This is a genomic window from Candidatus Poribacteria bacterium (assembly GCA_021295755.1).
In the GTDB taxonomy this organism is placed as follows: Bacteria; Poribacteria; WGA-4E; order WGA-4E; family PCPOR2b; genus PCPOR2b.
This window is the reverse complement of sequence record JAGWBT010000062.1, coordinates 7084-31349: the sequence shown is the minus strand read 5'-3', so window position 1 is coordinate 31349 and position 24266 is coordinate 7084. Positions and strand designations below refer to the sequence as shown.

The 24266-nt window shown below is 50.1% G+C and carries 22 protein-coding genes and 1 pseudogene; 16 read left to right on the top strand and 7 right to left on the bottom strand.

Translation table 11 applies throughout. From position 1 onward, the window contains the following. From J4G02_10700 to J4G02_10630, 15 genes are all read left to right on the top strand, one after another. On the top strand, positions 1-161 hold a 161-nt coding region (locus J4G02_10700; protein MCE2395043.1), incomplete at its 5' end, for a transposase. Between the two features lie 160 nt (positions 162-321). Then, on the top strand, positions 322-1398 hold the full coding sequence (locus tag J4G02_10695) for a sulfite oxidase (GenBank protein MCE2395042.1): 1077 nt from the start codon (positions 322-324) through the stop codon (positions 1396-1398). Positions 1399-1401: 3 nt separating this feature from the next. After that, positions 1402-1593, top strand: coding sequence for a hypothetical protein (locus tag J4G02_10690; GenBank protein ID MCE2395041.1), 192 nt, complete (start codon positions 1402-1404; stop codon positions 1591-1593). 141 nt (positions 1594-1734) lie between these two features. After that, positions 1735-1971, top strand: a complete 237-nt coding sequence (locus J4G02_10685; GenBank protein MCE2395040.1) for an antitoxin family protein — start codon at positions 1735-1737, stop codon at positions 1969-1971. Positions 1972-2017: 46 nt separating this feature from the next. Further along, positions 2018-3235 (top strand): IscS subfamily cysteine desulfurase, encoded by a 1218-nt coding sequence (locus J4G02_10680; GenBank protein ID MCE2395039.1) that lies wholly within the window; start codon positions 2018-2020, stop codon positions 3233-3235. Beyond that, positions 3235-4191 (top strand): Mrp/NBP35 family ATP-binding protein, encoded by a 957-nt coding sequence (locus J4G02_10675; protein MCE2395038.1) that lies wholly within the window; start codon positions 3235-3237, stop codon positions 4189-4191. The genes J4G02_10680 and J4G02_10675 overlap by 1 nt, the downstream gene beginning before the upstream one ends. Positions 4192-4300: 109 nt before the next feature. Beyond that, positions 4301-5710 carry an FAD-binding protein gene (locus tag J4G02_10670; protein MCE2395037.1) on the top strand — a complete coding sequence of 470 codons (1410 nt, stop codon included), beginning with the start codon at positions 4301-4303 and terminating at the stop codon, positions 5708-5710. A gap of 26 nt (positions 5711-5736) precedes the next feature. Further along, positions 5737-6435 (top strand): hypothetical protein, encoded by a 699-nt coding sequence (locus J4G02_10665; protein MCE2395036.1) that lies wholly within the window; start codon positions 5737-5739, stop codon positions 6433-6435. 9 nt (positions 6436-6444) lie between these two features. Further along, complete coding sequence (locus J4G02_10660) at positions 6445-7776, top strand: FAD-binding oxidoreductase (protein MCE2395035.1); 1332 nt, start codon at positions 6445-6447, stop codon at positions 7774-7776. Positions 7777-7865: 89 nt separating this feature from the next. Beyond that, the gene (locus J4G02_10655) at positions 7866-8474 is read left to right on the top strand and encodes an NUDIX hydrolase (GenBank protein ID MCE2395034.1); all 609 of its coding nucleotides are present in this window, start codon (positions 7866-7868) and stop codon (positions 8472-8474) included. Further along, positions 8440-10002, top strand: coding sequence for a response regulator (locus J4G02_10650; GenBank protein ID MCE2395033.1), 1563 nt, complete (start codon positions 8440-8442; stop codon positions 10000-10002). Before J4G02_10655 ends, J4G02_10650 begins: the two co-directional genes overlap by 35 nt. 176 nt (positions 10003-10178) lie before the next feature. After that, positions 10179-10337, top strand: coding sequence for a hypothetical protein (locus J4G02_10645; protein MCE2395032.1), 159 nt, complete (start codon positions 10179-10181; stop codon positions 10335-10337). Positions 10338-10352: 15 nt separating this feature from the next. Further along, positions 10353-10619 carry a hypothetical protein gene (locus J4G02_10640; GenBank protein ID MCE2395031.1) on the top strand — a complete coding sequence of 89 codons (267 nt, stop codon included), beginning with the start codon at positions 10353-10355 and terminating at the stop codon, positions 10617-10619. Positions 10620-10850: 231 nt separating this feature from the next. Further along, complete coding sequence (locus J4G02_10635) at positions 10851-12710, top strand: thioredoxin family protein (GenBank protein MCE2395030.1); 1860 nt, start codon at positions 10851-10853, stop codon at positions 12708-12710. Positions 12711-12723: 13 nt separating this feature from the next. Further along, positions 12724-13764, top strand: a complete 1041-nt coding sequence (locus J4G02_10630) for a tetratricopeptide repeat protein (protein MCE2395029.1) — start codon at positions 12724-12726, stop codon at positions 13762-13764. Positions 13765-13780: 16 nt separating this feature from the next. Here the strand turns inward: J4G02_10630 and dgoD are convergent, their stop codons facing one another. The 5 genes and pseudogenes from dgoD to J4G02_10605 form a co-directional block, all read right to left on the bottom strand. Next, entirely contained in the window at positions 13781-14926 is a 1146-nt protein-coding gene (gene dgoD / locus J4G02_10625) for a galactonate dehydratase (GenBank protein MCE2395028.1), read from the bottom strand. Positions 14927-14970: 44 nt separating this feature from the next. Beyond that, a pseudogene (locus J4G02_10620) lies at positions 14971-17911 on the bottom strand (intein-containing RctB family protein). Between the two features lie 31 nt (positions 17912-17942). After that, positions 17943-19814: a hypothetical protein gene (locus J4G02_10615; protein ID MCE2395027.1), complete on the bottom strand. Its 1872-nt coding sequence runs from the start codon at positions 19812-19814 to the stop codon at positions 17943-17945. 23 nt (positions 19815-19837) lie between these two features. Next, on the bottom strand, positions 19838-20623 hold the full coding sequence (gene trpC, locus J4G02_10610; GenBank protein MCE2395026.1) for an indole-3-glycerol phosphate synthase TrpC: 786 nt from the start codon (positions 20621-20623) through the stop codon (positions 19838-19840). A 9-nt stretch (positions 20624-20632) separates the two neighbouring features. Next, complete coding sequence (locus tag J4G02_10605; GenBank protein MCE2395025.1) at positions 20633-21769, bottom strand: amidohydrolase/deacetylase family metallohydrolase; 1137 nt, start codon at positions 21767-21769, stop codon at positions 20633-20635. A 203-nt stretch (positions 21770-21972) separates the two neighbouring features. Here J4G02_10605 and J4G02_10600 point away from each other — a divergent pair, with 203 nt between their 5' ends. Next, complete coding sequence (locus J4G02_10600; protein MCE2395024.1) at positions 21973-23862, top strand: hypothetical protein; 1890 nt, start codon at positions 21973-21975, stop codon at positions 23860-23862. Between the two features lie 24 nt (positions 23863-23886). Here J4G02_10600 and J4G02_10595 read toward each other — a convergent pair whose 3' ends face one another. Together J4G02_10595 and J4G02_10590 are read right to left on the bottom strand one after the other, a co-directional pair. Next, positions 23887-24087, bottom strand: a complete 201-nt coding sequence (locus tag J4G02_10595; GenBank protein MCE2395023.1) for a hypothetical protein — start codon at positions 24085-24087, stop codon at positions 23887-23889. 11 nt (positions 24088-24098) lie between these two features. Further along, positions 24099-24266, bottom strand: a 168-nt coding sequence (locus J4G02_10590; protein ID MCE2395022.1) for a DUF805 domain-containing protein, incomplete at its 5' end; no start/stop codon positions are given.

Genomic DNA, 24266 nt, shown 5'->3' with positions numbered 1-24266 from the left:
TCAATGAAGCGTTGAACTTGCGTGATAGAAACTGGCGTTGTAACGATTGTGGTACGCTGCATGACCGAGACCGCAACGCTGCAATTAACATCTTTCGGGTTGGGGCGTCAACCCTTGAAGGAGAGGACGTAAGACGATCTTCGGATGGCAGTCCTTGTTGATAGCACAATTCGACAGCCTATCGGGAACTGGGGAGAATCCCCATCCCTTCAGGGTGTGGGAGTACGTCATATGGTATGAGCTAGAAGAAGCTAACTAAGGTATGCAAGCGAACAGTTCCTATTGTTGTTGCTTAATATCCGCGCGTTAGGTGGAGGCACAATGATAAAACAAAAGTACATTTCTACAAACGGTTTTGAAACCGCTCTTTCCTCACGGCGGCACTTCCTTGCGACGATGGGCAAAGGGGCTGCGCTCGCCGGTCTGGGGATCTTTGGTGCCGGCTCAGACGCTGCCGTGAAAGGTCTGTTTGGCAGAGGACTCATTCCCGCTGCGTGGGCGGACGTTGAACAAGATCTACTCCCAAAACCCGATATGATCGTCCACTCGGAGAACCCCTTCAACGGTGAGTTTGCCCCGCACCTGCTTAACGATGATGTCACCCCCACGGCTCGACATTTCGTCCGCAATAACAGCAGCATACCGGAACGCGCCAAAAGCGGTGACCTAAACGGTTGGAAATTGACGATTGATGGTGAGGTTTACAAAAAACTCACGCTTTTGATGGACGACCTCCTCCGTTTCCCGCAGGTGACCATGCAAGTGGTGGTAGAATGTGCAGGAAACGGTAGAAGTCTGTTCACGCCGAAGGTTGACGGGACGCCGTGGATTCGTGGCGCGGTCGGCTGTAGCGAATGGACCGGGGTGCGATTGCGCGATGTTTTGCAAGCTGCAGGCTTAAAAGAGACCGCTGTCTACACCGGCAACTACGGTGCAGACCTGCCGATCGGTTCAGGGGAGCCATTTTCACGAGGTATTCCGATTGAGAAGGCAATGGATGAACACACACTGATTGCCTTGAAGATGAATGGAGAAAATTTGTCCGCAGCCCACGGATTCCCCGCGAGATTGATTGTGCCGGGTTGGATCGGCAGTTCAATGCAGAAATGGCTCAACCGCATTTGGGTCAGAGATCAGGTTCACGACTCAGAAAAAATGAGCGGATATTCCTATCGCATACCGGCATATCCACCGGTGCCGGGGGGTAAACCCCCGAAAAACGAGATGGTAATTGCCACATCGGGAACCGTCAAGTCACTCATCACCAAACCTCAATCGAAAACTGCCGTCAAAATAGGTATACCTGTTAAGGTAAGAGGTCACGCTTGGGGCGGAGAGAACAAGGTAGATAAGGTCTACCTCTCCACAGACTTCGGTATCCGGTGGCAAGAGACCTGATTAATCCAACCGGCGAATCGGTACGCTTGGTCCCATTGGGAAACCGAAATTGCCTTCGGGAACAAAGGGTACTACGAAATATGGGCACGAGCGTTTGACGATCAAGGGAACGCCCAACCTTTCAGCCAACCGTGGAATCCGAAAGGATACCTTGGGAATGTCATTCATAGAGTTCCTATTTCGATTGTTGCATGAGCGTAGTTTGAGCAACAATTAAGCAGGTCATTGCAACTGACGACGGAGAATTGGGGCTTGACCAATGTTCTTGGATTATCGGAGATATGCGGACGAATCCCAGCCACAACTGAATATATTAAGACAGTGGAGGTGACTCAGATGAAACATGTAATTGATGCCATCTACGAAAACGGCACATTTCGACCAATGCAGCCCAATACAATCGAAATTTCCGAGGGTGCACACGTCCGTATCACCATTGACGATGAAACAGAACCGGTATCTCTGAAACTCGCAACCTGCGTTTACGACGGTCTTTCTGAGGAAGACATTAACGAAATTGAACAAATCGCGCTTGATCGGAGCAATTTCTTTGGCACGAGGAGCACGAATTGATGCCACCTAAGACGATCTTGGATACTTGAAACGGAGATGAGCAGCAATGTCACAACCAATTTACATGGATAGCCATGCCACCACACCCCTCGATCCACGAGTGCTAGAGGCGATGATGCCATACCTGACAAACCATTTCGGGAACGCTGCCAGTAGCACGCACCTATTCGGGGAGTACGCGAAGGATGCAGTGGACATTGCACGCGATCAGGTCGCAGATTTGATTGGCTGTTCAGAGGAGGAGACCATATTCACCAGCGGCGCGACGGAATCGGATAACCTCGCGGTCAAGGGGATCGCCTATCAATATAAAGATCGTGGAAATCATATCATTACCAGCACCGTCGAACACCACGCAGTTTTGGATTCATGTAAGGCATTAGAGGATTCAGGATTTGATGTGACCTACCTTCCCGTGGACAAATATGGGATGGTTCATCCGCAGCAGGTCGAAGATGCCATCACAGATCGAACCGTACTAATTAGCCTCATCTACGTCAACGGCGAAGTCGGAACAATCAACCCCATCACAGAAGTGGGCGAAATCGCGGAGAAATATGGTATACTTTTCCATTCCGATGCGACGCAAGGGATCGGCAAAGTTGAATCCGATGTTGACAAACTAAAAGTAGATCTGATGTCGTTCACAGCCCACAAGATGTACGGTCCCAAAGGAATCGGTGCCCTCTACGTCCGCAAGAAAAACCCACCGATCCAGTTGTACCCGCTGCTACACGGCGGCGGTCAAGAGAATAACATTAGATCGGGGACGCTCAACGTCCCCGGTATCGTCGGTTTCGGAGCAGCCTGCGAGTTGTGCAAGCAGGAGATGGTGGAAGAAGTGAATCGAATCGCTGCGTTACGAGAGCAGCTCTATCACGAATTATCTAAACGGATTGATCTCATCTACCTCAACGGACATCCGATAAAACGCGTTCCCGGCAACCTCAACCTCAGCTTTGAGTTTGTCGAAAGCCAGTCGATACTATCGGGCTTGAATGAGATCGCACTTTCATCAGGGTCAGCCTGTAATTCTGACTCCGTTGAACCATCCTACGTTCTACGTGCGATGGGAGTTAAAGACGAACTTGCCCTCGGTGCTATCCGATTCGGTTTGGGACGCCACAACACGAAAGCAGAGGTTGATACGGTTGTAGAGTGCGTCGCAGCACAGGTCGCCCGGTTGCGTGAACTATCCCCGCTATATGAAATGGTGCAGAATGACAACTATGAAGCAGTAATACCAGAAAATGGAGAGATATAATGAACTTGTTCAAGAAAGATAAAAAGACAGAAACAAAAAATCCAGAGTCAGCCAAGCCACGCATGACGAGCCATCCAGCACTCAAAATGGCAGATGCAGCGCCGGCTGGCAGACCCACCGCGCCACAGATGGGGATGCCTCACCAAGGGCAGCCACAAAATATCCTCGTCCCAAATGTTAAGTCCAAGATTGCTGTGGCGAGTGGAAAGGGTGGCGTTGGTAAATCAACCGTTGCCACCAATCTTGCAATCGCTTTGGCGCAAAACGGGGCACAGGTCGGATTGATGGATGCAGACGCCTACGGTCCCAGCATCCCCACCATGATGGGGGCGAAAGAGCAGCCGCAGACCAGTCCAGAAAAGAAACTCATCCCAATCGTCCGACACGGCATCAAGCTGATGTCCATCGGTTTCCTTGTTCCTGATGAGCAGGCGTTGATTTGGCGAGGACCCATGCTACACAGCGCAGTTCGTCAATTTCTCGGTGATGTAATTTGGGGCGAACTCGATTACCTCATTATCGACTTGCCCCCCGGCACAGGGGATGTCGCACTCTCTTTAACACAGTCGATTCCGCTGACGGGCGGTCTGATTGTGACGACACCGCAGGATGTCGCACTCGCTGATGTCCGTCGCGGTGCCGCTATGTTTGATAAGTTGGGCGTACCAATTCTGGGCGTTGTTGAAAACATGAGCTATTTTGCATGTCCCCACTGCGGAGAAAGAACGGACATTTTCCGAAGGGATGGTGGGGTCAAGACCAGTGAAAAACTGGGAACCCGATTCTTGGGAGAAATTCCCCTTGACGCCGAAGTCTGTACCGCCGGTGACCTCGGCGTTCCCATCGTTGCATCTCATCCCGATTCGCCGCAATCCCAAGCGTTCCACCATATAGCCACCCAACTTGTGGAAGAACTCGGCGACCAAGATTCCGATGACGAGTTGAAAATTATTTAACCTTTGGTGTGAATTGGTGAGAACATTGAGTTCACGAGTTCATTAGCTCATTAATCCACCAATTGTTTTCACGTTTTACGTTTCACGTTTTACGCATGAGGTATTACCGATGAAAGAAAACGATCCACTCATTTCCGAACTTGCAAATATCGTTGGATCAGAGCATGTAATCACCGATCCGACCTCACTTTCCGTCTATGAATGCGATGGGGCGACCGTGTTCAAAGCACTCCCCGATGTTGTCGTTTTTCCGACAACCGCACCAGAGATTTCAGCGATAGTTAAACTGGCGAACAAGCACAACGTTCCCTTCGTTGCGCGGGGCGCGGGGACCGGTTTGAGTGGCGGCATGTTGACCGTCAACGGTGGCATCATTATTGCGCTAAATCGCATGAATCGTATCCTTGAGATCGATTTGGCGAACCAACAAGCAGTTGTAGAGCCGGGGGTTGTAAACCTTTGGTTGACGCAAGCCGTTCAAGATGATGGATACTATTATGCACCGGACCCCTCTAGCCAGCAGGCTTGTAGCATCGGCGGGAACATCGCTGAAAACTCCGGTGGTCCCCACACACTCAAATACGGCGTCACCTCGAATCACGTTTTGGGGCTTGAAGTGGTGTTGACCGATGGAGAGATTGTCGAGTTCGGCGGTGCTGTTGAAGAAACACCCGGCTACGACATTCGGGGCGTCATGATCGGATCGGAGGGCACCTTCGGCATCGTGACAAAGGCGACCGTCCGGCTCTTACGCAAACCGGAAGGTTACCAAACCCTGCTTGGCGTATTTGAAACGATCGACGATGCGTCTAACGTGGTGTCCAGTATCATTGCGAAAGGCATCATTCCCGCTGCACTAGAGATGATGGACCACTTTGTTATCAGGGCGGTCGAGGAGGCATTCCACTGGGGTTTCCCGCTTGACGCCGGCGCTGTCCTCATCGTTGAACTAGACGGCATAACAGCTGGGATGCCGCAGCAAGTAGAGCAGATAACCGAAATCTTCAATGAGAACAACTGCCGCGAAACCCGTTACGCCAAAGACGAGGAGGATCGGCAGCAGATCTGGAAATCGCGAAAAAGCGCTTTCGGATCGTTTGGACGGCTTGCACCCAACTATATCACGCAAGATGGAGTGGTGCCGCGTACGCAGCTACCCAAAGTCCTCAGACGAATCGCGGAAATTTCTGAGAAGTACGATATTCCGATCGCCAATGTGTTTCACGCCGGCGACGGAAATATCCACCCAATCGTTCTGTTCGACGAACGCGACGCAGACCAATGTGAGCGAGTTGAAGCGGTAAATATGGAAATCCTCAGCGCATGTGCGGAAGCCGGTGGGACAATCACAGGCGAACACGGTATCGGGGTTGAAAAGATGGATTATATGCCGCTGATTTTCAATCCTCAAGATCTGGCGGTGATGGCAACCGTTAAAGACATTTTCAATCCATCAGGGTTGTGTAACCCCGGAAAAATATTCCCAACCGCCGAATCGTACGCCAAACTTGGGCTATAACCGTCTAAAACAGAGAGGAGTGTCTCATGAAATACTGGAGCCAAGTCTTACAATTGGTCACTGTTGCAATTATAGCAATCGGAATCGGGTGTGCCCCTCCAGCTAGCACACCGGAAGCAGCCCAACCCGCGATGACTGAGTCAACCGAAGCGGAAGCGATGCCCGCCACAGGTCCAAAGATAGATACCTTCGATCAATCAGATGGATCACTGTTTACAATCGAAGCACCCCATAAGATCGAAGGGGGAATGTTATATCTACAAGCCGGGCAAGAGGATACGGTCCTGTTATCGTCCGTCGAAAGTGCTGCAATGAAAGAGTACACCGTAACCGCTGAAGTGATGCCGCCAAATGTCGGCGAATCGGTTGGTATTGCTTTCGCTGTCCGAGGTAAAAGTTCACAAATCCTATTTTATGTGTACCGTCCGGCGGGGGCAGACCCGTTCGGCAAACGGTGTAGCGTCGGAGTCGAAGGGCATGTCGGTGGAAGGAGTATGCGTGCACCAGATATTCGTACACGTGAGGTCACCTTTCAAAAGGATACCCCAATCAAACTTTCCGCACGTCAAGTCGGTCAAAATGTGACGCTCTCAATCAACGGCGAGAATATCGGACGTTTTCACGAACGGTCGCTAAGGCCGGGAGTGGCGGGCGTGTATGGAAAATCTCAGCACGGAGACAGCAGCCCCTCCATTGTCAAATTTGATAGCTTCAGGGTTGAGTAACTTATCGATATGTCCAACTCAAATCAGTTACACGAAGATATAGTTCAAATTGTTGGCGAAGCGGGGTTGCTTCCTAACGACCAACTAAATCGCTATGCAATTGACGGCATGGGCCCCCAAGCTGTCGTTGTACCTGCATCAACCCACGAGATTCAAGAAGTGTTGGGCTATGCTGCGGATAACGAGTTGTCAGTTATCCCTGCGGGAAGTGGGACCAAGTTAGGGGTCGGCAATCCGCCAGAGGGGGTCGATTTGATCCTGTCAACGTCAAGGTTGGACCAAGTGTTGGAATATGAGCCCGCCGACCTGACGGTGACGGTGGAGGCAGGAATTCGGCTCGCGGTGCTCCAAGCCAAGTTGGCTGAACATGGACAATATTTCTCACTCGATCCGCCTTACGCTGATCGGTGCACAATTGGTGGAATAACCGCAACAAATGCCAGCGGTCCTTCGCGGTTTCGATTTGGCAGTGCTCGAGATCTTGTCCTCGGAATGCGGGTTGTCCAATCGAGCGGAACCGTTGTTAAGAGCGGTGGCAAGGTTGTCAAAAATGTAGCCGGATATGATCTCAATAAGTTGTACCTTGGATCGTTCGGTACACTGGGGGTGATAACGGAAGTTTCGCTCAAGCTGCAACCGTTACCAGAAATTGAGCGTAATATTTTATTAACTTTTGCCGACATTGGGGAGGCGGTGAATGTTGCTTCAGAAATATCAAGTTCGCAACTGCTGCCCACTTTCTTTAACCTATTTGTCAATGGTGCACCGCTCACCGACAGGCCTGAACCCTGCCTCTTGATTGGGCTGGACGGCCATCCCGAAACCGTTGAATGGCAAATTGATTCTGTTAAGACAATAGCGCAACAAAACGGGGCTGTCGGTGTAGGAGTGTATGAAGGGCGATGGCAGCAGGAACTCCAGGCGTCGATGTGCGCCTTTCCAGAGGGCGGATCGGCTACTGCGACCGTCATCTGTCGAGCGAATCTCCGTATGACCGATGTTGGAGACTTCATTAAGACCGTCTTAGAGATGAATGATTCAGTCTCTTGGCGGGTACGAGCGACGGGATTAATGGGAAATGGCGTTGTCTATATCATCTTCTCAGACTTTCCCGACGGTGAGGTGCCGGTGCATCAGGTGGCGGACACTATCGCAAATCTACGCGACGTTGCTGCGAATGTTGGTGGAAACCTAATCGTTGAGTCCGCACCAACAGCGCTCAAACGTCAAATTGATGTCTGGGGACCGATCGGTCGTAGTTTTGAACTGATGAAAGCAATCAAAACCAAGCTGGATCCGATCGGTTTGTTGAATGTAGGGCGTTTTGTCGGCGGGATTTAGTATCACAGTGCTATCTTAATAATTGCCTATACCTTTAAAGCCCTGCGGACCCAACCCCCAATATCCGGTTACGCATTACGTTTTACGCAATGTACATCACTCAAAAAGTTCTGAATAGACTTGAAGCGAAGTACGGTGTACCACGGGTACTTCGCACCGCTTACACGATGAATCAACAGGGATTTGACCTGCTCAAGTGGAGTATGCGGCATGGACGGGCACACGATGTCACTCTGTTCATTTCCAAAGGTGATAAGATTGCGGTGATCCGAAAACCGAGTTATCCCCTTGATGTCTACCGCCCGCCCAGCGGTGGCGTTGAACGAGGAGAAGACTTTGAAATAGGTGCACGGCGGGAAGCCTATGAGGAAACAGGTTTAGAGATTCAACTCCAGAAATATCTTCTCAAAGTGTACGTTAACTTTTCTTATGAAGACGAAACGGTGTTCTGGACATCTCATGTGTTTGCCGCTCAGGCAATAGGTGGACGTTTACAACCTGTTGATACTAAAGAGATCGCTGGCGCACGTTGGGCAACTTTTGATGAATTAAATACTAATCTTTTGAAAGCTCTGCAAGAGTCAGAGTCCGCCGGTTTGAGATACCGTGCGGAGCTGCAAGCCACAACCTTGCAGCAATATAGGGAGGATGAGGTGACATGTAATGCGAACACAAGCAAGGAGGATTTTGTGGATTGATGATGAGATAAACAGTTTAGAAAAACACATCCTATTCTTGGAACAAAGGGGTTATCAGATTACGCCTGCGATGAAGGGAGTTGATGGGTTATCGCTGTTAAAAGAAAAAACTTACGACGCCGTCCTGATTAACCATATGATGCCCGATATGGACGGGATTCGTCTGCTTTCAGCAATTAAGAGAAAATGCCCCCATTTACCGGTGGTCATGGTAACCGAAAACGAGCAACGCGAGATTATGAATGAGGCAATTATCCATCGCGTTGATGATTTCTTAATGAAGCCGTTGAACCCACAACAGATTGCCTCACAACTGGCGTTTCTCTTGGAATACGATGCCGTTACAGAAGATTATATTGCCCAAGAGTATGTTATCGACTTTAATAAGCGCAGCGCATTAAAACAGCACGATGTTGATTGGAAAACGTGGATTGACATTTACTCCCAGCTCGCCGAGTGGGACCTGCGTCTGGATGAACTTGACATCGCCGATAGCCTACGCGAAACGCATAGGCTAGAGAAGCAGGAATGTAACGCCCTATTTGCCCGCTATATTGAAGAAAACTATTCTGGTTGGTTGGTCGGTGAGGATTCCCCTGTTTTATCGGTGGACCTGCTTTACAAACATGTCATTCCGGAGATACAGGTTGGCAAGCAGGTTTTCTTTATGGTGATGGACTGCATGCGGCTAGATCACTGGCTAAAAATTAAGCCTCTCCTAGACCCATACTTTCAGATTACGACACACTATCACTACTCAATCTTGCCGACGGCGACAAATTACTCCCGGAACTCGATTTTTAGTGGTCTGTTTCCGCTAGAGTTTTCCCAACGCTATCCCGATTTATGGGTGGAAACTGATGACGAGAACACCAGTGTCAATCGTTATGAAAAAGATCTGATGCGATTGCAACTAGAGAGGCACGGCATCTATCTCAAACCCACTCCGCACTACTTTAAAATCTTTGATGTGCGCGGAGAAATGGAGTACCTGCAATGGATTAGCAATATCCAACGCATCAGTTTAGCAGCAGTGGTCGTTGGTTTTATTGACCACCTGACCCATAAACGTTCTGAGATCGCCCTGCTCAAGCAACTCATGCCCGACGAGACTGCATTTCGCACATTTGTGCAAGGTTGGTTCCAACATTCGGGTGTGTATAAGATCCTCAAATTGTTGGCGGATCGAGGCGTTACAGTCATTTTAACGGCAGATCACGGTTCGATTTTGTGTCAGCGTGCAGCGAAGGTTTCAGGCGACAGACCCGCAACGAATGGACTTCGGTTCAAAGTCGGCGGCGAACTTATATGTAACGAAGAAGCCGGGTTGCGAATTACACAGCCAGAGCAGTACATGCTGCCCGATACGCCTTACGAAAAAAATTACGCCCTCGCTAAAGAGGACTATTACTTCGTTTATCCGAATCAGTTTAATGACTACAAGCACCAATTTAACGGAGGATTCCAGCACGGCGGCATCTCAATGGAAGAGATGATCTTACCCTGCGCTATCCTTGAACCGAAATAGACATTTATCAATAACTCCGACCTTCAAGAAATTTCCAAAGTCCCCCTGATAAGGGGGATTTAGGGGGTTGGCTGCACATTGGGAGTGTCTAAATAATTCTAAAATTTAACATAATTCCCTTACTTGCCTTCTACCTTTTTTACCCACTTCTTGCAAATACCGAAAGGAAAAACATCATGAAATACCCCATTAAACTGCGATGGATTTTGATTGTCCTGTCCATCATGGTAACGACCACCTTAGTTGTAACGACTATCAGTTTGTCTGGCGAGGAGGCAGCCAATGAGCCTGCTGCCCCACAGATAATTGCTGTAAAGTTTCACGCAGATTGGTGAGGTTCCTGCAAAAAGATGGGGACCATCTTCACCGATTTGCAGAACAAGTTCGATGGAAAGCCTATACTCTTCGTCACTCTAGATTTTACGAACCGGACCACTCACTATCAGTCAGAATTGCTCGCTTCAGCGCTGGGAATGGGTGAAGCCTACAAAGCCAATCAGGGAACGGGTTTCATTTTATTGCTAGACAGTCAGACGCGAGATATATCGGCGCGTCTAACGAGCAAGCAGACGCTAAAGGAAATGGGTGCAGCGCTTAACCAGTTGTTAGAAAAATAGGACTTATACACTTCAGATTGTAGTTGCCCGATTCATCGGGCGTCAAGGAGCATGTTCAGACTCTGCACACATCGTAGGCGGGGCATCCTGCCCCGCATTTGGTGATGAAGCATCAAACTACAACGCTGCTCATTCAACTGCGTAAGTCCTAAAAATAAGTCCCACCCATCAAAAACCTTTGAAAGGACTTAAACCGTTCAAAGGTCTTTAACATCCGAGGAAGTGCTAGACATGAAAAGCAAATCAGTTTTTCGCCCTCATTTTCTACTATGCCTTATCTGTGCACTATACATCGGAACGCCTGTGACCTTATGGGGGCAGTTATCGCGTTTTGGACTGCCTAAGCAAGATGCTAAGCCAGTTGAGATTGTCACGGCGCATGGGGTCCTATCGGTAAATCAGGTGCAGCCCGGCAGCATATTCCAGATGGCTATCGTGATGAAGTTTGCGCCTAACTGGCACGCAAACGCGAATCCCGCTGGAGAAGGCTTGATTCCAACAGAAGTTACCCTGCCCAACCACGCTGATCTGATATTCGGCGAAGTGGTGTATCCCAAGGCAGATGTCCTCGAAATTGCTTCACTGGGCGGGAAAGTCCCGGTATATCACGATGAAGCCGTGATCGGGTTCCAAACAACATTACTAGACTCAGCACCGTTAGGACAGATCACGCTTCCCTTTCAACTGACGTACCAAGCGTGTAACGACGAACAGTGTTTGCTGCCGAAAACAATTGATTTCGAGGTGGCGATTGACGTTGTTGGAATGGACCAACCGATTCAACCTATGAACGACGCTATCTTTGCAAATCTACAACTCGGCTCCCCTCCTGATAACCCCTCTGAGACTGCTACAAGCGAAAGCGGTAAGTTTTCTCAAGCGTTATCCCAAGGTTACTTTTGGGCATTCCTCTTCGTTTTTGTGGGCGGAATCTTGACCAGTTTCACGCCGTGCGTCTACCCGCTAATCCCGATTACTGTGTCCGTCTTTGGTGCGGGTGAATCCGTAGGTCGTCTGCGATCCTTTCTCTTATCCGTCACTTATGTTCTGGGCATCGCACTAACATACGCAATTTTAGGCGTCGCTGTCGCATCAACGGGGGCGGTTTTTGGGCAGATAATGGCAGACCCACGGGTGATGCTCCCGGTGTGTGGGATTCTACTCGCGCTCGGACTGTCTATGCTCGGTGTGTTTGAGCTCCGCGTGCCTTACGCCCTGCAGAATCGACTCAACAACGTCGGTGGTGCCGGATTTGCCGGTGCATTTGCGATGGGAGCCGTTGCCGGCATCATTGCCGCCCCTTGCACAGGACCAGCGTTGGGGGCGGTTCTTTCTTATGTGGCTACCACAGAGAGTGTTTTCCTCGGATTCTGGCTGTTGCTGACCTATGCCCTCGGTATGGGATTGCTGTTTATCGTGATTGGGACGTTCTCGGGCGCTATCGCTGCTCTACCGAGATCTGGCGGTTGGATGTATATTTTGGAAAACATATTCGGCGTCGCTATTATCACCGTGGCGCTGTATTTCCTCAAAGATGCTATTCCACCATTACGCTCCCTGCTTCAGAATTCTACGAGCTTTTTTGTCATCGCAGGTGTGCTTGTGCTAGCTGGTGTTGCGCTCGGTAAATTTTCCCAGCGATTTAAAGACCTGCCCCGTCTGGTGCAACTCCGCAAAGCAGTTGGCGTTCTATTGGCAGTTGTTGGGCTTTATATGTTTGTCGGCGGACTCACAACAGCGGAAAGCGATCTCGTCTGGATAGCCGACGAAGCCCAAGGATTGGAGGCTGGACGAAGGGAAAGCAAACCTGTTATGATCGATTTCTACGCTACATGGTGCGCTGCTTGCAACGAGCTAGAGCATACCTATTCTGATCCGGCGGTGAAAGCAAAGTTATCGAAATTTGTGAATGTCAAGTTGGACTTCACTCGAAACTCGGATGAAGTCGAACGGCTGAAACAAAAATATGGCATTGTTGGTTTGCCGGTGGTCATTTTCTTTGATTCTGAAGGGAATCAGTTGACAGACAAAAGACTTGAAAAGTTTGTTGAACCGGAGGAATTTTTAGGGCTCTTGGCGGGAATTAATTGAGGAGAAATCAAAGATGCGTAAATGGTTACCCTATTTTGAAGCGGTCATTCTGATTGCTCTCATCGTCCTGATAGTCTTGAATACAAAAAGAGGTGGCGCAGAAGTCAATTCGCCTCCTGCCTCACAAGCGAGTACATTCATTGAAAAGGGAGATGAATACTTTGCAAAGCAGAACCTACCCCAAGCCTTATTTGCGTATTGGGAAGGTATTCAGGCGATTGAGACAGATACAAACAACGTCAACCGTGCGTTGCGGCTGCACGCCCATCTCCGTGTGTCGGAGATCTATTTCCACAGCAACTGGACAGCAGATGCGGAAATCCATCTGAATCGTGCTGCGGCGATTGATCCCGATCACCCAGTTGTCCATCTGCTGCGCGGAAAGCTGCTGCGAGACACTGGTGAACAGGCGCTGGCTGTCCGAGAGTTCCTTGCCGTAATTGCTAAAAACCCAACGTATGCGGAAGCGCACTATCAATTAGGTGTGTTATATCAGGGGACAAAGCAATTTGAGGAAGCACAGGCTCACTACAAGAAGGCGATTGAAAATGATCCAGATTTAATTGATGTACCTTTTGAGTTGATGCCAATTGGTCTGCAAGCCCGATTGCAGCTCTCACGAACCTATCGTAATATCCTGCAAAAATATCAGTTCATTGACCGAGAGGTCACTGCTGAGGAACAAGCGCAGCTTGTCGGCTTGGAGGATAGGGGGCTTGAAATTCTTGAAGAGATCGTGGCACACGCACCGGACTTCACAGAGGCGAAACAAGAACTCATCGGATTGCTCTATGGCCGCGCGGCTACACTCCGGCGCGGGGGAGAGGAACGTGCTTATGACGAGGCGTTGGATGTGTACCAGAAAATCGTTACGCTAGACCCGACTGAGGTTGACGCGTATCTGTGGATGGGACAGATTTATAACTCGTTCTTACAAGATCCGGAATCCGCACTCGAAGCATATAGAAAGGCGTACGAACTTGAACCCGGCTCGATGACCCTGACGGAAATCAAGAACCTCGAAAGAGATTTGGAGGAGATGAAAATCGAATAAGCATCACTGATTGTTTTTACCAATCCGCAACACTACCATCCGACTCGTAATAGAACTCACCGCCCAATTCTTCATCGTATCCTTCACGATTTTGCATTGCTTCCTTTTCATCTATCTCAAAACCGAGCCCGGGCTTCGTTGGTAACTCGATATGCCCATCCCTGACATCCCAGTCTGTTTGCAGCAGCCCATCACCAAGCGCCGCATCAACCTGCTCTTGGATGAGGAAATTCGGAACGACCGCATCAGCCTGCATACAGGCAGAAAACGCCACAGGTCCAATCGCACAATGCGGCATAGTGTGGATGTAGTAGACCTCTGCCATATTCGCAATCTTCTTCAACTCTGTAATTCCGCCCGCGTGTGACCCATCCGGTTGGATGTATGCCACCGCCTGCTTTTCGAACACTTGGCGAAACTCCCATCGTGAGAGCAGACGCTCCCCAGTCGCAATCGGAAACGGAACATGGTCTGAAACCAACTTCAGAGCATCGACATTCTCCTGTGGCACGGGCTCCTCCACGAACATGGGGCGCATCCCCTTCAGTTCGTGGCAGACTTCGATGGCGAGTGCCGGTGTCATTTTACCGTGAAAATCGAAGCACAACTCTGCATCATCTCCCACCCACTCCCGCATCAGATAGGCACACTCAACAAAGGCATCGATCACAGCGGGTGGTTCATGCGCTCGCCACGTGCCGCCGGGCCCCGACTTAAACGCCTTGTAACCTCCCTTCTTCTGTAGCATTTCGAGACGTTCTTTCGCAGCAGCTTTCCCCTCATCTGTCATGCTGCCGATGCCCCAATGTGCGTAAACACGAATGCGGTCACGCACCGCACCTCCGAGCAATTGATGCGTCGGTACACCGTGATGCTTGCCGGCAATGTCCCACAGCGCCTGATCGATGCCAGATAAAGCGCTCATCAACACATTACCGCCCCGAAAAAAGGCGGACCGGTAAATATGCTGCCAGTGGTGTTCTATGCGTAACGGATCTTTGCTAATCAGGTAGTCGGTAAGTTCCTCAACGGCAGCGATGGTGCTTTTGGGTTTGCCTTCAAGCGTTGTCTCTCCCCAACCGACAAGACCGTTGTCAGTTGTGATTCTTACCAGCCGCATCCGGTGACGCGGAAAAAACTGCTCAATTTTTGCGATTTTCACTGCATTTACTCCTTTTTTCAAATCTGCCTAGTAGTATGTATTTCTTAACCTTTGACTACACCAATCGGGCGTAACCGCGCCACCCGTCGTGAAAGTCCCGCTGCATCGACAACCTTGACCACCTCATCCACATCCTTGTACGCTTCAGGCACCTCCTCGTTGAGTGTGCGTCGTCCCTCAGCGCGGACGAAGATCCCCTGTTTCTCAAGATCTCGTTGAATGCTACGTCCTTTCGTGATCTGCATCGCTTTCCGGCGCGAGAGCATTCTGCCTGCACCGTGGCACGTTGTTCCCCACGTCTGCTCCATCGCCGACGGGTTACCAACCAAGACATAAGAGGCGGTGCCCATATCGCCGGGTATCAGAACCGGCTGCCCGACCTTCTGATACTTGTCGGGAATCTCAGGATGCCCCGCTGGAAATGCCCGCGTCGCACCTTTGCGGTGTACGAACAGTTCACGTTCAGTCCCATCAACAAGGTGCTTCTCAAACTTGCCGATGTTATGTGCGACATCATAGACACCCCAGTCTCAAAGAAATCCATGAACGTCTGACGCACCCAGTGCATGATACACTGGCGGTTATTCCATGCGTAGTTCGCACCACACGCCATCGCCGTGATATAGTCCTGCCCCTCCTTTGAGTTAATCGGGGCAGAGGCGAGTTGGCGGTCGGGCAGATCTATTCCATACTTCTTCGCAACTTGGACCCACGTTTTTACATGCTCATCGCATACCTGATAGCCGAAGCCGCGCGAACCGCTATGAATCATCACGCAGATCTGTCCCTCCGTCAGTCCCATCACCTCGGCGGCTTCCCGATATAAAATTCGATCTACCACTTGGACCTCTAAGAAGTGATTTCCAGAACCGAGTGTGCCGAGTTGATTTTTTCCACGTTCCAAAGCACGATTACTGACAGCCTCCGCATTAGCGAGAGACAAAAAACCGTTCGCCTCAGTAAATTGAAGGTCTTCGAGAAAGCCGTATTCGCGCTCGACCGCCCAACGTGCCCCCTGCTCGACCATCTGCTTCTCTTCTTGTTGGTTCAGCCGAATCTTTCCACTTGACCCAACACCGCAGGGGACATTTTCAAACAGCTTCGCAACAAGTCCTTTGGTTCTGCCCGCCAACTGCGTAACGTCCAAATTGGTCCGAATTAGACGCACACCGCAGTTCGACACAACAAAACCGTTTGCAATGAAGTTGTGGTCTGGATGTTCAACCGTAAAGTCGTAAACGTAATCGTCAAACTCAAGGGGGATAATTGATTCAATGCGATCCCAGACCATACCGCTGTTGCTCAAATCTTGGGTTGCCTCTTCAATATACGCCTCGAAAGTTGGAAAAGCTTGGCTGACTCGTGGTTTGGTCTGCCGCCCTTCATAGACCGACCTTTCAACAAAACGCTCGTTAATGTATTCAGACTCGATCTTGTCGGTAATTTCAGAGATAGACATCCCATCTGCGTGCATTGCTCTCGATCTTCAATCAATTGTTGTTTGAGTTTGAGATACTGTAGTGCGATATTTGCAAGTGTCTTACGTTCTGTATTGTATTCAAACCCGATCTGTTCCCACAGCTTAATCAGGTTCTCATTCATCCCTGAGATAACCAATCGCAATCGGTAGGAAGCGGATCCATCAGCGTTTGTTTGCTCTTTTCGCTGCCCGATCTTCTTAATCTGCACACCAAAATCTGCTAGAAGATCACCAATGTCCCGTAGGAAAGAGATACCACTATCGACATAACCTTTCCTTTTGCTCATTGACATCTTAGGAGCGGAGATGGTGTAGGGATGTCCTGTCATTGTATTCGGGGATTCCAGTTCAGCCCCGAATAAGGTAGCGAGGAATAGGCGTTTCTGCCACAACGGTGCACCCTTAATCCACTCTGGCACCCGATAGTCCTGAGCAGCCTTCTTACCGTGAGGCGCGCCAAGCGCGACAAGTAACGTTGCGAGTGCGGTACTACTCACATTGAAGCTGACCTCTTCACAGGAGAACTGATATGTGTCATACGCTGTTGTAATCTGATGTACTCGCTCGCGGCGGTGCAATTTTGAGGGCGTGAACCCAAGGTGCGAAATATCTGCTCTGATTTCCTCAAGATCCTCTGCTTTGCCGTAGAAGGAAATTCGACCTTTGCCACCGCCGTTGACATAGTAGACATTTCCATCTCCCATCACGTATCCTAGGACTTTTAACAGGTACGGCAACGCAGGTGAGTCGTATCTCAGCGGCAACAGATCGCGCTGCTTAAGATGCTTGATAACCTGTCCCCGTCGATTGCCGGACTGGCTATCACCGAGTTGACTGAGTAAGCCTTCAATCCGTGTTTGGTCAACGATAATCTCATCCGATGGCTCTTCATAAGGCACACCTTGAAATGGTGATAACGCGACCTTGTCGCCAATCTTGAGCGATTGCAGTTCGGTCATCCCCTTTGGCGTCCAGAAAGGATGATCCGCTGTCGCCTTGATGGTATCACCGGCTTCGGTTTTCAGGCAATATACCGACTGGGTTGGACGAAGTTTCAAATAATGCCGCACAGAGGTTTGAGTTTCAACGCTATTTTGAAAATCCTGACAACGCAACATAGCGGTTTCCCAATTTGATCCCATCTCTCCGATTGGTATCGTATAGCCGTGTTGATGCAGTATCTCCGCGTCAGCTGTCAGGCAGTTGAGATCATACCCAATCCCGCCGGGGGACACAACGCCATCTGCCGCCGGATCCGTCGCCGCGACACCGCCAATCACGAAGCCATAACCCCAATGTAAATCGGGCATTGCAAGCGAATGCTTGATAATCCCCGGCAGGTGTGCCACGTTGGCGACCTGCTGCAACGCCTCCTCACTCTTGGCTTGTTCAAGTAGTTTTTCATTTGCGTAAATAATCCCATCAACACGCATGCCACGCATATAGCTTTTAGGGATACGCCACCGGTATTCATCAATTTTTTGTAAAGGTATCTCTGCTGCCATTATGTTCTCATCTCCTATAATAAAGAGGTATTTAGCGGTGCGTCGGTAAATATAAAATCACAAGCGTTTCATCGACAGCGTCCACGGGGTGATTCATCGACATCGGCAATGGAGCGGTTTGCGTCCAACCGACGAGTTTTGGTGCCAACTCTTGCGCTAGATAGCGCAGAACTACTTCACCAATCAATACCCCCATAAACGCTTTTCGCTCACCGACTAGTGCTTGAGAGAGTGGGGACCTGTTATATCTTTTTGGGTTTTCCTTTATCTCGACAGCCGTTGCAGGCGGAATCGTGCCGATGTGAGGATATTCTCCCTGATCGATAAGCCATGCGTTTTCCAACGTATAAGGGAGCCTATGTTCAATCCGATCGGTTGTCACTCCTCGCTCCCATGTCAGGTGCACCGGAAAATCGATAAAAGCCTCTGCAAAGTAGGCTCGCGTGACCCATGGATCTAAAGCCGCCTGACGTAGGATTGAAGAATTTTTCGTTTTCTCAGACTTAACTAATTGCAACGGAGGTGCGGCGGTCTCCGTCAAAGGTCTAATGAGCGTCCCTTCCTGAAATTGAATAGACGTTTCAACACTGGCTGAAGCAATGATCCCGATATAGGTTTGTAAGTGTGCGCGGTTCGTTGACGGGTAAACGGATAAAATTGAAAAACGATTCACCGAGACCGGGCTCGGTACAAAGTGACGGGGCAGAACAACACCACATGAGAAAAGTACCGTGAGCGCGATACCTCCGACCCAGTATAGACGGAATTTATCTGTTCTTCCCCACCATATCAGGGCACCGAAACCCAACACATACACAACTAGGAAAACAAGCAACAGTCCAATCAGTGGGGCTTTCGCCGAAGAAACAGCTGCCAAGATTGTCTGAATCTTTTCGTTATGCCTGCGATCGGCTTCATATCGTGCTTCTGCATGGCGTGGCGTTCGAGCCTCCGCGCCAAGCAGCCACTTCCAAAATGCTTCCGCTCCCGGTGAATCAGAAAAAGGAGGTGCGTTATAGTCAAACCCCAAACTGATGATCTGCCCACCGCCCAAAACTCTTTTGGCGATATAGATTTGATCTCCGTCACCAACGAGCGGAATTGTTCCGGGCTTAGACTTAAATTCAATCAGGTCAAAGGGCGAATCGGCTGCAAGCCCGAAACGCTGCATTGATTCGGGAAGTTGAGTTGCCCTTCGTAAGCCGCCCAACGCTACCGGCAGAAACGTCTCCAGAAAACTTCCACGCAGCTGACGCAGATCCGCACCACCGGACACGAGCAAGGTGCCCCCTCGCTGAATCCAATCGAGTAGCGCCTGTTGTTGTCGCTTAGACATGCGACGCTCAACTAAGGAAACCCCACGAATCACAAAAAAATCAACCGAATCGTATCCCTTCCAATGGACAGGTAACCTCTTAAAGTCGGTGTAGGCGACAAAGGCGTGCCCCTTCTCTTTGCCGTCGATCTGCTTTCCATCCCAGCGACTCAACAAATCACGGCTTGGCGTCAATGCGAGGATCATAAGATCTGCCAACGATTTGGGTAGCTCCGGCGTAAGTTCTTGAGGAACGCGGACTTGCCCGGCGTGGCTGACCAGCTTAATGCTCAGTTGGGACGAAACTCCCGGTAGGAAAACATGGATCGTACGCCGTTGACGGTCTGTTCGTGTGAGGGAAAGAGGGGTGGCATACGTTTGGATCAGTTCGTCCGAAAAGATATTGCGGACCTCAACGCTTATCTCGCCGTTGAAATCTTCATTATGGCTAGTAACAACGACCTGTAGCGGTGCCCATCGCTCCCGTTTGTAAACCTTGTCAAACCCAAGTTCAACAGATTCAAACTTGATGGCTGAAAAAGCGGAAGAGACAGATAAGATGAAAAACAGGGTAACAATTCGGCACATTGATGCACTTCCGAACTAAAAATTTAACCCGATTCATGTCCGAGCAGTTCTCTCACTTTATCCCTAATATTCGGACTTCGCATCAATGACTCTCCTACCAGAATCGCGTTGATTCCCGCCTCCTTGAGTCTCATTACGTCCTTGTGTGTATTGATGCCACTTTCGCTGACGACAACTTTATCGGATGGGATGGAGTCCCTCAAGTGGAAGGTAGTCGCGATGTCTGTGTGGAAGGTTTTCAGATCTCGGTTATTGATGCCAACGATTTCTGCACCACCCGTCAAGGCCAATTCCAATTCCGCTTCGGTATGGACTTCGACAAGACTTGCTAGCCCAAGGCTTCGCGCTATTTCGGTAAAATCACGCAATTGTGCCACTGTCAAGATTGAGACGATGAGCAGAATAGCATCCGCCCCTGCGAGTCGGGCTTGATAGATATGATACGGATCGATGGTGAAGTCTTTCCGCAAGAGAGGGAGCGCCACCGCTTCACGGATAGCGGTTAGATAGGCGAGTTCACCTGCGAAAAATTCTCGGTCGGTCAGCACAGAGATCGCCGATGCACCGTTTTCCGCATAGGTTCGGGCGATTCCAACCGGATCAAAATCCTCGCGGATAATTCCTTTGCTGGGGGATTTTTTCTTCACCTCGGCGATGAGATGGATGCAATTGGGGGTTGAGAGCGCAGCGCGAAAGTCTCGCGCCGGGGGTAAATCCTGAATCTTGTGTTTCAGCGTATCTAACGGCATCCGTTGCTTGTCATCCTCCAACTCTATCCGTTTGTGGGCGACAATAGTATCTAAGATCAAAGGGTTCTCCTATTTGAGCCACGGGCGATATATCCGACCGCTTTTGATTGTCCGTACATGGCTCAGTTTCTGACGTGCTTCAACCGACACACGCTCGGAATCAGTCAGCGTAAAGCTACCTTCATCCAATCTTAAGATGGTGACATCGCCCTCCGCCCCGACTTTTAGCGTCCCCAAATCGTCCTCCAATCCCATGATTCGAGCGGTGGTCTCGGTGCTACGCCGGATCACCTCATATAGGGACATCCCCAACCAGAGAAACTTTGAGAGAGTTGTGACCTGATCAAAAACTGGACCCTCAACATTGCTGTTATAAAGGTCGCTGCTAATGTTGTCAGGGAGAAATTCTTGGGCAAGTGCTTTTTCTGCAACACGAAACGAAAAGCTGCCAGAACCGTGTCCGATGTCGAAGATAACACCGCGCTGTTGGTCTTCCCTAAAACGGTCAATAACCCGTCCGGCGTTGTCCAAAACCCCCTCTGATTTACCATGAAAGGCGTGTGTGACCACATCGCCGGGGCGAAGCATCGCTGTGATTTCTTCCAATGGTGTTTTGGTATCCTTCACATGGATCATGACAAACCCATCAATGGCTTCAGCCGCCTCTATAGTGCGCTTCAACGCTTCGACATCGTTTTCTCCTGCATAACCTCTTGACAGTCGGGCTTTGATCCCCAGCACAAAGTCCCGGTTTTCTCGACCCACATGGACAGCTTCTTGGACATCAGCCCAGCGTATGTCCGTCAATTCCCCGATTCTGGGCCAAATCATGCCCATCGCTGAGATGTTCAGTAGAGCGAATAACCGAGTATCTGATCGTTCTAGCACATACCTGCGGAAAGCTAGGAAGTTACTTGCACCCGCCGAGCCGGTATCTAATGCAGTTGTCACTCCTTTGGCAATGTTGCCGATGTCCGGCTCCATGCCGTAGGCAGTGGCTCCCCAAAACGCATGTACATGAAGATCAATCAGTCCGGGCGTGACGATTAAATCCGTTGCGTCTACGACCTCACGTGCCGAAGTTTCCGTAATGCTTTCCTCGATCGCCGCGATTTTCCCATCAGATAGCGCAACGTCCCGGACCGCGTTAAGCCCTTGGGAGGGGTCTACAACCGTACCTCCTTTGACTAACAGGTCGTAGGGCATTCTGTTTCTCCTAGCAATAGCTAAATCCTTTACGAGTGCTAGCTTGGTCATTGCACCGCCATTCACCACTCACCGTTTACATTTCACAGATTGGATTATATCACGTTTTATTTTCGCGGTCAACGATAGATTTGATTCGTCTATATGGTATACTATTATAGGTAGTTAATGGACGCCTCCCCTCGGAATAGGAATAAGAAACAATGATAAAGAACATACTGTTGCAGACTAAACGTGCTTTAGGGTTCGTGATACTGTTATCTCTCCTAGCGATCAACGCTTTTGCAGCAGACAAAACTTGGACGCTTGTTCGTGAGTCGCAATGGCAAGCGGGGTTTTCCGACATCCACTTTGCTTCTCAACAGGATGGGTGGATCGTCGGGTCAGACGCAACGATTCTGCGTACCAGCGACGGCGGTAAAACTTGGGAACAACCGAGCAAACCCCTTCCATTCAGGATAGATTTCCACAAGGTGCGCTTCCTCAATCCCCAAACCGGCTGGATCGTCGGTGAGGATGGTGCCGTATTGAAGACCACCGATAATGGAGAAACGTGGACTGTCCTGGACACCGGCACACGTCGGGCGTTGTCAGCCGTGTTTTTTGTGGATGACCAATACGGCTGGGCTGGCGGCGATGGTGGGCTTATCATTCATACAGCAGATGGTGGTGATACGTGGATTCAACAGGATCCCCCGACGAATAATGCGATTCAAGATTTTCACTTTGCCAGTCAAAAGGTCGGTTGGGCCGCGGGGCATGGTGGAACAGTTGTCCATACGACGGACGGTGGTCAGACTTGGAAGAGCCAAAAAATCAACTCCGCAGCGGGCATTAGTTCAATCTGTATGCTCAATCATCGAGAGGGGTGGGCAGCTGGCGGTAACGGTGCGCTGATTCATACCGCTGACGGCGGTGCAACGTGGGAAACCCAAAAAAGCAATGTTCCCAATTCCAACGGCATGCCAGAACCCATCTGGGGTATCCATTTTATTGATGCCAATCATGGACTTGCAGCCGCTGAGTTCGGCGTGATTCTGAGGACAACCGACGGCGGCGCAAATTGGGCACCGATCGAACCAAGACCTGTTCCCAGCCGTCTGAACGCTATCCAACTGGTCAGCTCACAAGAGGCGTGGGCTGTGGGCGAATTTGCAACTCTACTGCATAGCCAAGATGGTGGCGCGTCGTGGGATGTGGTTTCAATCAACAGCCACTTGACGACAATCCACTTCCTTGATGATAAGACGGGATGGGCGGTAGGACTATCCGGGATGGCGCTTGCTACCCGCGATGGCGGGACAACATGGCAACAACAGCATACCGGGAACGTCTTTGAACTGTTCGGTATCGGTTTTGTTGATGCGATGCAAGGCTACATCGTTGGCAGTAACGCAACCCTGATCGAGACGGGGGACGGCGGCAGAACGTGGGGTGGTATCAGTGTGGAGGCAGAGACCGGTCAAATCCAACGCATCCAATTTGACGAGGCTATTCGATGGAAGCGCGCCGTTGGTTTTTATGATCTCCACTTTTCAACACCGGAACACGGATGGGGTGTCGGCGAACTCGGCAAGATTTTGCGCACAAAAGATGGTGGACGTACATGGCAAAGCCAAGATTCCGGGGATCTGACTGCTAGCTACAGCAACCTGAACGGTGTCTATTTTGTCGATGCGAATGTGGGGTGGATAGTCGGTGACGCAGGGGTAATTATTAGAACTGATGACGGCGGGGAGAGGTGGGGTGCTCAGCAAGCAGGCCCCAACGAATTACGAGCAGTTTTCGCACTCACCCCCCGAATCGCGTGGATCGCTGGGGATGACGGCTCTATTTATGCCACGAAAGATGGCGGGAAAACGTGGATCCGGCAAATCACACCGACAGCTGAAAAGTTGAATAGTGTCTATTTCGTCAGTGATAATGAGGGGTGGGCTGTCGGAGAAAAAGGAATGCTCCTCAATACCAAAGATAGCGGTGTGACATGGCTTGTTCAGCAAACCCCAACCTCAAACGGCTTAATTGATATCACTCGATCTCCAGACGGCGTTCTTTGGGTCGTCGGTGAATGGGGAACCGTCTTGAAATATTAGCCGGTAACGGTAGAATAGGCACGTTCATTGGATACTTTGAATCAATTGTATATTACCGCGTAGCAGCTCATTGACCAGTTTTTCGGGATCTTTACCTTTCTCATCCGCTAGTTTACGTATAAAATCATCAACGTCTTTCTCTAGATAGATGGGCACATTGAAAAACGCTTTGGGATTATAGAACTTACCACGTTCTCCCTTTGAAAAGTCATATTCTGCTCTCATGGGTTGGATTCCTACGCTGCGGCATCCTCTGGGTTGCATCCACTTTGATTCTCGTTCGACTGACTATCTTGCGCCGTAAAACCAAGCAAAATCATAGAACCGATGAGCGGAATAAAGCTGATAAGCAACCACCACCCACTTCGATTAGCGTCATGAAGCATGCTGACCGATAGAACGAT